This window comes from Pantanalinema rosaneae CENA516 (genome assembly GCF_050753385.1).
In the GTDB taxonomy this organism is placed as follows: Bacteria; Cyanobacteriota; Cyanobacteriia; order Leptolyngbyales; family Leptolyngbyaceae; genus Pantanalinema; species Pantanalinema rosaneae.
In genome coordinates this window covers 1-1,197 of record NZ_JBLZFZ010000184.1, presented here as the reverse complement: position 1 = coordinate 1,197, position 1,197 = coordinate 1, and the positions used below count along the sequence as shown (strand labels likewise).

The following is a 1,197-nucleotide window of genomic DNA, read 5'->3' as shown; positions in this document are numbered from 1 at the left end:
AGGCGCAGCTGCGGATCGCGGATCCGCGAGAAGGAAAGGATCAGGCTCCGGCCCTCTTCCTCCGCGAGCGCGCGCTCGATGATGTGGCGCTCCACATCCCCCGCCTCCGCATCCACATCCTCGTCGCCGTGGTCATCGAAGAAGTAGGAGATGGGCACGGAAAGCGCCCGCGCGATGGCGAAGAGGCGGCTCGCGCCGACGCGATCCCCCCCGTTCTCGTATTTCTGGACCTGCTGATACCAGACGCCGATCTCGTCTGCGACGGATTGTTGGTTCAGGCCGAGTTGCTGGCGCCTCGCCCTGATGCGGCGTCCGATTTCATGATCGATCGAGTTCGGCGCCTTTTTTACGTGCGGCATATCGGAACGACCTCGGCCTCTGGAATTTGCGGCTCGGTGGTCATCTTCGTACGTTCGCGCTGTGGCGGGGCGACGTCGATGGCGCCGGAAGCCGATACCGGCGGAGGCCTTGCTTACCAAGCTGGACCTTCGTCTGCGGTGGTGCAATTCGAGGATGAAGAATAATCACAACCGAAAGATTTTGTGTGTTTCATGTTGTGCGCAAAATATCTCTGAATGTATCCAAAAATTTCTTGATCGCACAATCTTTGCGCGATTACCCACCGGCCGCCTGCGATTGAATCGTCCCTTGCGCGGACAGCCTGGAATTGCCGGCCCGAATGGCGCAAAGGCGGCGTGCGTCAGCGCCTCGAGCGCCTTCGTCCGCGTCGCGACGCAGGGCAGGGTGGCGCGGACGCACAGGCCGCCGCCGGGCCGGTTCTCGATCTCGAGGCGCCCTCCGCCCCCTCGGTGAGACGCTTGCAGAGATAGAGCCCGAGGCCCAGGCGCCCGTCTCGAAACGGCGGGCGGGATCCTCCCGCAGGAAGGGCGCGCCCACGCGCTTGAGGAACTCGGAGCCGATGCCCGGCCCGCGGTCGCAGACTTCGATCGTCAGGAGGTCGGCCGCATGGCGCGCGGTGACCGTGACGGGCGAATCCTTGCCGTAGCGCAACGCGTTGGAGATGAAGTTGCTGAGCAGGAGCTCGACCGCCATCGGATTGACGTGGATCGTCATGTCGCTCTGCGCGCAGGAGAACGTGACCTTCCCGTCCCCGAGCTCCTCCGTCAGCCCGCGCAGGTGGTCGGGGAAGGGGAAGGGCTCGGTGCGCTGGACCGCGCCGCGCCGGCCCATGGATTC

2 protein-coding genes are annotated in these 1,197 nt (G+C 64.7%); both read right to left on the bottom strand.

Features of this window, described 5'->3' with window-relative positions; genetic code table 11:
* Positions 1–359 (bottom strand): helix-turn-helix domain-containing protein (locus ACN4EK_RS32760; protein WP_431662631.1); only part of this gene is annotated, 359 nt, incomplete at its 3' end.
* A 256-nt stretch (positions 360–615) separates the two neighbouring features.
* Positions 616–1,197, bottom strand: a 582-nt coding sequence (locus ACN4EK_RS32755) for a sensor histidine kinase (protein WP_431662630.1), incomplete at its 5' end; no start/stop codon positions are given.